Genomic DNA, 7,656 nt, shown 5'->3' with positions numbered 1-7,656 from the left:
TATACCTTGCTCTGTAAGAACCGCTCCGCTAATGTCTTAACTAAATGACATTGCCCAAACGGGTTTCCCTTTTCGCTCAATTTACCCTCTTTATTCATATCGCACTTCCTGCAGATACATTCCCTTGGGGTCGCAGGGCGCGCTGGCCGGCTGCTCACCGGCAAAGATGGCGGTGATGTCTTCCAGCTTCCTTGTGCCAAGGCCGATCTCAAGAAGCGTGCCCACGATGGTCCGCTGCATGTTGTGGAGAAAGTCGTCTGCGTGCATGGAGATCTGCATCTCCTCCCCGTCATCGTAGATGTCGATCTGGTACATCTCCCGCTCGGTGGACTTGTTGTGCTTTACGGTAGAGAAATTCTTGAAGTCATGTCTGCCCGTGAGGAGACTGGCTGCCTCTTTCATGGCTGCCATGTCCGGTCTCCGGAAGCAGTGGTAGGTGTACTTGAAGTCAAAGACGCTGGGTACATCGCTGATGGTGGCGCGGTAGATGTAGATCTTTGACCTGGCATTCAGCTGGGCGTGGAAGCGCTCCGGCATGTCCTCCACTGATATGATGGCGATATCCATAGGCAGATACCGATTCAGATAGTGCTGGATCTCATAGTCCTTCATGTCCGTGTTTGTCTTAAAGCTGGCGGTCTGGGCGTAGGCGTGGACACCCACCTCTGTGCGGGCGCCGCAGAAGAGCTCCACGTCCTCGCCGGTCATTTTCCGGATGACCTCCAGGATCTTGTTGGAGATGGTGTTGGTGGACTCGTTTTTTCCCAGACGGACCCAGCCCTGGTAGCGGCTGCCGTCGTATTCTATGGTAAGCTTGATATTGCGCATGGTTCTCCTCCTATCACGATATGAAATCACAAAAACATCTAAAATCAGTTTTAGTATAGCAGATTATCTGATATACTGTCCAGTGAACAAAGAAATGACAGACAGGAGAGATTGCAAAATGACAGAGAGCAGAAAAGTATCAGAGTCCGTATCGGAGACTGTCCACATGGTGCGTCCCAACCACCTCAATGCGGCGGGACGACTGTTCGGAGGGATCCTCATGCAGTGGATGGACGAGCTGGCCGGGCTTGTGGCGAAACGGCATACAAGAAAAAATGTGATCACCGCCTCCGTGGACAACTTAAGCTTCCTGCGGGGCGCCTATCAGAAGGATGTGGTTGTGATCACGGGAAAGGTGACCTACGTGGGAAATACATCCATGGAAGTAAAAGTGGACTCCTGCGTGGAGGATCTGGACCGCAACCGAACCCTCATCAACCGGGCCTACTTTACCATGGTGGCGCTGGACGAGAATGACCATCCCACCAGAGTGCCCAGGCTGGAGCTGGAGACAGAGGATGAAAAGGAAGAATGGAAGAATGCAGAGAAAAGGCGGGAGATGCGGAAGCACTACAGGCTGTGATCCGCACACCCGCCCGGCTATGCCCGTGCCGGCGCAAGGGGACCTAGTCCCTTATGCGCCGGCCTTATTTTTTCCTGCGGTTCATCTGGGCCATCACAAGGCTGACCATGCTGTCGATCTGTTTTTTCTCCTCTGGGGAGCGTCCCTCCTTCAGGATTTCAAGGATAAGGGATGTCTCTTCCGGGGAGAAGCGGATGCCCTCCCTGTTTGCGGAGGAGATGAGAGCCATCATGGCGGCCGCCAGGCTGTTCCCGGTCTTGCCGGAGGTCCGGGCGGCCGCCGTCCTGATGAGCTCCAGCTTGACAGGATCAATATGTTTCATTGCCGGATGATTCATCCATTCCTGCGCCATTGTCATTCATTTCCTTTCTGCTTATGATCGTTGCCGTCTTCCGTATCTTCCCGGGTGTCCCCGCCCGGAGGAGAGGACTGGAACATGTGCATCATATTTAAGATGTCTTCCATATTTCCACTGCCGGCTGCGGACAGATCGGGGGAAGACATCCCGGACAGATCCATGTCCTTCATCATCTCCATCATACTCATGGCGGAGAGGATGCTGTCCACAGTCTCACTGCTTTCCCCCATGTAGGGCTTCAGCTCTTCCAGTATTTCCGGAAAGGAGGGAGCTGAGCCCTGGAATTCCTCCCGTACCGGTGCGCGGGAGAAGACGCCGAAGTAGCGGACCGTGTTCTGAAGCTCAGTGAATTTGATGAAAAAGGCCAGCATCCTCTGAATGGCAGGGGGAGTATAGGGGAGTAAAAGCTTCACCATCTGCAGTTCCCCGGAGGATGTGAGGGTGTCAAAAGGAGTCATGGGAAGCGGCGTGCGTTTATCCATACAGCCCACCTGTCTTGAGTGTTGTAACTATATATATGGAAAAAAAGAAAAAAGTATGACACCTAAAAGGGGCTGCGCCCGACAGACGCATATGTCCATCGGCCGCAGCCCTCCTATCTGCCATTAGCAGCAGCCGTTTCCTCCGAAACCGCCGCAGCAGCACAGAAGAAGGATGATCCACAGGCAGCTGTCATTGCCGCATCCGCATCCGTAGTCGCCGCCGCTCCGTCCGAAGCCGCCGCAGCAGCACAGAAGAAGGATGATCCACAGGCAGCTGTTTCCTCCAAATCCGCTTCCGCATCCACAGCCGGAACGTACACCAGAGTCACATCCGCATCCGCAGTTTGCTGATAAGTCGCTCATATGATTGCCTCCAACATTTTTTGTTTACAGTACATCATATGCTTGGGGCTGAGATGTGTGAAAAATAAATTTTATATGGTGTCAAGAAAAAATGCTTGACAGCAAGGAAACTTTGTTATATGATAACACAGGTGATTTGAGATGGATGATTTTTTAAAGCAGACATTGTTATATGATTTCTACGGAGAACTTCTGACCAGTCACCAGAAAGAGATCTACGAACAGTCCGTGCTGGAGGACCTCTCTTTGAGTGAGATCGCCCAGGCGGCGGGGATCAGCCGGCAGGGGGTCCACGATCTGGTAAAGCGCTGCGACAAGACGCTCCAGGGCTATGAAGACAAGCTCCACCTGGTGGAGAAATTCCTGGCAGTCCGGGAGAAAGTGCACCGGATCGATCAGGTGCTGGATCAGTATGACCCGGAGGACGACAGCCAGCTTGCCCGGGAGATCCGAAAGATAGCAAGAGAGATCATAGATGAGTTGTAATTTGTAATATGTGTAATAGAGAGGCAAAGAGGAGTTAAGAATGGCTTTTGACAGTCTGACAGAAAAACTTCAGAATGTGTTCCGCAATCTGCGGAGCAAGGGACGGCTGACAGAGGACGACGTCAAAGAGGCTATGAAGGAGATCAAGCGGGCGCTTCTGGCCGCGGATGTCAACTTCAAAGTCGTAAAGAGCTTCATTAAGAATGTGCAGGAGCGTGCCATCGGGCAGGACGTGATGAACGGGCTGAACCCGGGACAGATGGTCATCAAGATCGTCAATGAGGAGCTGGTTGCCCTCATGGGATCCGAGACCACAGAGATCAAGCTCCAGCCTGGAAGCGCCATCACTGTTATTATGATGGCAGGTCTCCAGGGTGCAGGTAAGACAACGACCACCGCAAAACTGGCGGGAAAATATAAACTGAAAGGGAAGAAACCTCTCCTTGTGGCCTGTGACGTATACCGTCCGGCCGCTATCAAACAGCTCCAGGTGAATGGAGAAAAGCAGGGAGTGGAAGTCTTTTCCATGGGTGACAGCCACAAGCCGGCGGACATCGCCAGGGCAGCTCTGGAGCATGCCCGCAAGAACGGTAACAATCTGGTGATCCTGGATACAGCGGGCCGTCTTCACATTGATGAGGACATGATGGCAGAGCTACAGGAGATCAAGGAGACTGTGGAAGTACACCAGACGATCCTGGTGATCGATGCCATGACCGGACAGGATGCGGTCAATGTAGCGGAAGAATTCAACCAGAAGATCGGCATCGACGGTGTCATCGTTACCAAGCTGGACGGCGACACAAGAGGCGGTGCGGCCCTGTCTGTCAAGGCAGTGACCGGCAAGCCGATCCTCTACGTGGGTATGGGAGAGAAGCTGTCGGATCTGGAGCAGTTCTATCCGGACCGGATGGCGTCCCGAATCCTTGGCATGGGCGATGTGCTGACCCTCATCGAGAAGGCAGGAGCCGAGATCGACGAGGAGAAGGCCAAAGAGATGACCCGCAAGATGAAAAAGAACCAGTTCGATTTCGACGACTTCCTGGAGAGCACCAAGCAGATGAAGAAGATGGGCGGGCTCTCCGGTATCATGAGCATGCTTCCCGGCATGGGCGCCATGGGCGGTCTGGGCGGTAAAAAGGGCATGCAGTTAGATGACAGCCAGGCCGAGGAGGCCGAGAAAAAGATGGCGCGGATGGAGGCCATGATCTATTCCATGACTCCGGCGGAGCGCCGTGACCCGGATCTTCTGAATCCTTCAAGAAAGCACCGCATCGCAAAAGGCGCAGGTGTGGACATCAGCGAGGTAAACCGCATGGTCAAGCAGTTTAACGAGATGAAGAAGATGATGAAGATGATCGGAAAAGGTGGTAAAAAGGGAAAATTCAGATTACCTTTTTAACCAGCACAGGCGTGTACAGCGCATGTGCCATATAGATCAATAAATATGTGGAGGTGAAACAAAATGGCAGTAAAAATCAGATTAAAGAGAATGGGACAGAAGAAGGCTCCTTTCTATAGAATTGTTGTAGCTGACTCCAGATCCCCAAGAGATGGCAGATTCATCGAGGAAATCGGCACTTACGATCCGAATCAGGATCCCAGCGTCTTCAAAGTAGACGAGGAGGCCGCTAAGAGATGGCTGAACAACGGTGCGCAGCCTACAGAGGTAGTAGGAAAGATTTTCAAGGCAGCAGGCATTGAAAAATAATACTGGGAGGTGCGCAGTATGAAAGAACTAGTGGAAGTCATCGTCAAAGCACTTGTAGATGATCCCGAGAGCGTTGTTGTGACAGAGAAGGAAGAAGGCCGCACGACCATAGTGGAAGTGAAAGTGGCTGACTCAGATATGGGTAAAGTCATCGGCAAGCAGGGGCGTATCGCCAAGGCAATCCGCGCTGTCGTGAAAGCAGCAGCCTCAAAAGAAGATAAGAAAGTGGTAGTAGATATCGCTGGCTAAGAAAAAGAGCGGGTCCAGGAAGGGACAAAGAGACAGTATGTCGGGATCTTCCGGGACACGCTTTTCTTTACAAGGAGAATAGAGATGGAAAAACAACTGCAGGCAGGCGTCATCACCTCCACCCACGGCATCCGCGGCGAGGTGAAGGTATTTCCCACCACAGATGACGCACAGTATTTCAGAGAGCTGAAAAAAGTATATCTTGACACTGGAAAAGAACAGATCCCCCTGGAGATCGAACATGTAAAATTCTTCAAACAGTTCGCTATCCTGAAATTCAAGGGGATCGATAACATAAACGACATAGAAAAATACAAAGGAAAGAGCCTTATGATCGACAGGGAGGACGCCTCCCCCCTGGGCGAAGATGAGTACTACATCGGTGACATGATCGGCATGGACGTCTACACGGACGACCCGGCAGAGCACTTTGGCGTCCTCAGAGACGTGCTGGAGACCGGGGCAAATGACGTCTACATCATCGATTCGAACCGGCACGGGGAAGTCCTCGTCCCGGCCATCCGCCAGTGCATCCTCCGTGTGGACACGGAAAAAAATGAGATGCACATCCATCTGATGGAGGGACTTCTGCCATGATGCATTTTCATATTATGACACTATTCCCGGACATGGTGATGGCCGGCCTTGGCACCAGCATCACCGGGCGGGCCATCGCGAAGGGCCTTCTCTCTATCGAGGCTGTCAACATCCGGGACTATGCATTCAATAAACACAACAGCGTGGACGACTATCCATACGGCGGCGGTGCCGGCATGCTGATGCAGGCGGAGCCGGTATATCTGGCTTACCAGGCCATTGAGGAGCAGATCCAGAAGCGAAGAGAAGACACGGAGGCGCACGAAGCGGAAGGCGCCGCATCTGCCCAGCCTAAGAGGACAAGGGTTATCTACCTCTCCCCCCAGGGGCAGACATTCAGCCAGGAGATGGCCCAGGAGCTGGCAGAAGAGGAAGATCTGGTGCTGCTGTGCGGCCACTACGAGGGCATCGACGAGAGGGTGCTGGAGGAGATCGTGACAGACTATGTCTCCATCGGAGACTATGTGCTCACCGGCGGCGAGCTCCCCGCCATGGTCATGGTAGATACCATCTCCCGCCTTGTGCCGGGAGTCCTTCACAATGACGTGTCCGCGGAATTTGAGAGCTTCCAGGACAACCTCCTTGAGTATCCCCAGTATTCCAGGCCGGAGGTATGGCACGACAAGCAGGTGCCCCCCATCCTCCTGTCCGGACACCACGCCAATATCGAGAAGTGGCGGAGGGAGCAGTCTGTCATCCGCACGGCCAGGAGAAGGCCGGACCTTCTTGAGAAGGCGGAGCTGACAGCGGACGAGAAGAAGCTGGCGGCGGAGATCCTGAGGGAGAAGGAAACGGAAGAAGAGGAAAACTAAAAAACAGAATTTTTTATGGAAACTGTCAGGAATATGTGCTAGTATATATGTAAAGCATTATATTTCTGGCAGTTTTTCTCTTACGGCGTCTGCCGCATCTGAAGTTCTACAAAATTCAAAAGAAATCTCAATGCTTTTGTTTCCATTACACAAAGCAGAGAGGTTTCCTGAGCAAAATGCTTCTTTCCAGGCAGGATACCTCCTGCAGATCTTAACAAGAAGGAGGTACATATGAGGAAAAGAAGCTACCCGATTCCGAACCGGAATTACAAGTCATCCATATTTACGATGCTGTTCAGCGAAAAAGAGAGACTGTTGGAGCTGTATAATGCAGTGAGAGGAACCGACTATAAGGATCCGGAGCTTTTGGAGATCAATACTTTGGAGAATGCGATCTACATGGCCATCAAGAATGACCTGTCCTTTGTGATCGACTCCCGGCTGTCCCTCTATGAGCACCAGTCCACCTACAGTCCCAACCTCCCTCTCAGAATGCTTTTGTATCTTTCGGATCTGTACGCGGACATGACAAGAGATGAAAATCTGTACGGAATGAAAGCAGTAAAGATCCCTTCGCCTCAGTTCATTATTTTTTATAATGGAGAGGAAGAGCAGCCGGACAGGCAGATACTTAAGATGTCAGATCTCTACGAGGCAGAGGAGGACGAGCATAAGCTGGAGCTTACTGTGTTGATGCTGAACATTAACGCGGGACATAATCCGGAGCTGATGAACGCCAGCAGAACACTGGCAGATTATGCTGCCTATACATCCAGGGTGCGAAGATACGCAAAAGAGCAGTCTATAGAAGAGGCAGTTGAGAATGCGATCACAGAATGTATCCGGGAGGGGATCCTTGCAGAGTTTTTGATGAAGAACCGAGCGGAGGCGAAGAGAATGAGTATCTACGAATATGACCAGGCAAAGCATATCCGCCAGGAGCGGCAGGAGGCCTGGGAGGAAGGAAGAGAAGCAGGACGAGTGTCTTTACTAAAGGAGCAGATTGGCAAGAAACTATCCAGGGGAAAGAGTATATCGGAGATTGCTGAGGATCTGGAGATGGAGGAGAGTGAGCTCACCAGGCTGATAGAAGAACTACACTGCAGATAAATAAAAGGCTTTGCACTGTAAGAGGTGCAAGGCCTTTTGCTGCGAAGGTAATCTTTTTGTCGTAGAATACATAGTTC

Annotated in this window: 12 protein-coding genes; 8 read left to right on the top strand and 4 right to left on the bottom strand. The window is 51.9% G+C overall.

Translation table 11 applies throughout. From position 1 onward, the window contains the following. Positions 1-90 precede the first annotated feature (90 nt). Positions 91-828 (bottom strand): tRNA pseudouridine(38-40) synthase TruA, encoded by a 738-nt coding sequence (gene truA, locus Q5911_RS14650; RefSeq protein WP_303183905.1) that lies wholly within the window; start codon positions 826-828, stop codon positions 91-93. 118 nt (positions 829-946) lie between these two features. Between truA and Q5911_RS14645 the strand changes: the two genes are divergently transcribed. Further along, positions 947-1,411, top strand: coding sequence for an acyl-CoA thioesterase (locus Q5911_RS14645; RefSeq protein ID WP_076777617.1), 465 nt, complete (start codon positions 947-949; stop codon positions 1,409-1,411). A gap of 64 nt (positions 1,412-1,475) precedes the next feature. Here the strand turns inward: Q5911_RS14645 and Q5911_RS14640 are convergent, their stop codons facing one another. From Q5911_RS14640 to Q5911_RS14630, 3 genes are all read right to left on the bottom strand, one after another. Next, complete coding sequence (locus Q5911_RS14640; protein WP_303183902.1) at positions 1,476-1,763, bottom strand: hypothetical protein; 288 nt, start codon at positions 1,761-1,763, stop codon at positions 1,476-1,478. A 2-nt stretch (positions 1,764-1,765) separates the two neighbouring features. Then, positions 1,766-2,251, bottom strand: coding sequence for a hypothetical protein (locus Q5911_RS14635; protein ID WP_303183900.1), 486 nt, complete (start codon positions 2,249-2,251; stop codon positions 1,766-1,768). Between the two features lie 123 nt (positions 2,252-2,374). After that, complete coding sequence (locus Q5911_RS14630) at positions 2,375-2,614, bottom strand: chorion class high-cysteine HCB protein 13 (RefSeq protein ID WP_076777614.1); 240 nt, start codon at positions 2,612-2,614, stop codon at positions 2,375-2,377. A gap of 141 nt (positions 2,615-2,755) precedes the next feature. On the opposite strand from Q5911_RS14630, the gene ylxM reads away from it, so the two are divergent. The 7 genes from ylxM (at position 2,756) to Q5911_RS14595 (ending at position 7,579) form a co-directional block, all read left to right on the top strand. Further along, positions 2,756-3,100 (top strand): YlxM family DNA-binding protein, encoded by a 345-nt coding sequence (gene ylxM, locus Q5911_RS14625; protein WP_076777613.1) that lies wholly within the window; start codon positions 2,756-2,758, stop codon positions 3,098-3,100. Positions 3,101-3,140: 40 nt separating this feature from the next. Beyond that, positions 3,141-4,502: a signal recognition particle protein gene (gene ffh / locus Q5911_RS14620; RefSeq protein ID WP_303183897.1), complete on the top strand. Its 1,362-nt coding sequence runs from the start codon at positions 3,141-3,143 to the stop codon at positions 4,500-4,502. Between the two features lie 63 nt (positions 4,503-4,565). Next, positions 4,566-4,811 (top strand): 30S ribosomal protein S16, encoded by a 246-nt coding sequence (gene rpsP, locus Q5911_RS14615; protein WP_033125421.1) that lies wholly within the window; start codon positions 4,566-4,568, stop codon positions 4,809-4,811. 18 nt (positions 4,812-4,829) lie between these two features. Beyond that, positions 4,830-5,060 carry a KH domain-containing protein gene (locus tag Q5911_RS14610; protein WP_076777611.1) on the top strand — a complete coding sequence of 77 codons (231 nt, stop codon included), beginning with the start codon at positions 4,830-4,832 and terminating at the stop codon, positions 5,058-5,060. An 84-nt stretch (positions 5,061-5,144) separates the two neighbouring features. Continuing rightward, positions 5,145-5,657: a ribosome maturation factor RimM gene (gene rimM, locus Q5911_RS14605; RefSeq protein ID WP_303183894.1), complete on the top strand. Its 513-nt coding sequence runs from the start codon at positions 5,145-5,147 to the stop codon at positions 5,655-5,657. After that, on the top strand, positions 5,657-6,469 hold the full coding sequence (gene trmD, locus Q5911_RS14600; RefSeq protein ID WP_303183907.1) for a tRNA (guanosine(37)-N1)-methyltransferase TrmD: 813 nt from the start codon (positions 5,657-5,659) through the stop codon (positions 6,467-6,469). The genes rimM and trmD overlap by 1 nt, the downstream gene beginning before the upstream one ends. A gap of 231 nt (positions 6,470-6,700) precedes the next feature. Beyond that, on the top strand, positions 6,701-7,579 hold the full coding sequence (locus tag Q5911_RS14595) for a hypothetical protein (RefSeq protein WP_076777609.1): 879 nt from the start codon (positions 6,701-6,703) through the stop codon (positions 7,577-7,579). Positions 7,580-7,656 lie beyond the last annotated feature (77 nt).

The organism is Lachnoclostridium phocaeense, assembly GCF_959599685.1.
GTDB lineage: Bacteria > Bacillota > Clostridia > Lachnospirales > Lachnospiraceae > Claveliimonas > Claveliimonas monacensis.
Note: the sequence above shows the minus strand (reverse complement) of the source record. Positions and strands in the feature narration are given on the sequence as shown.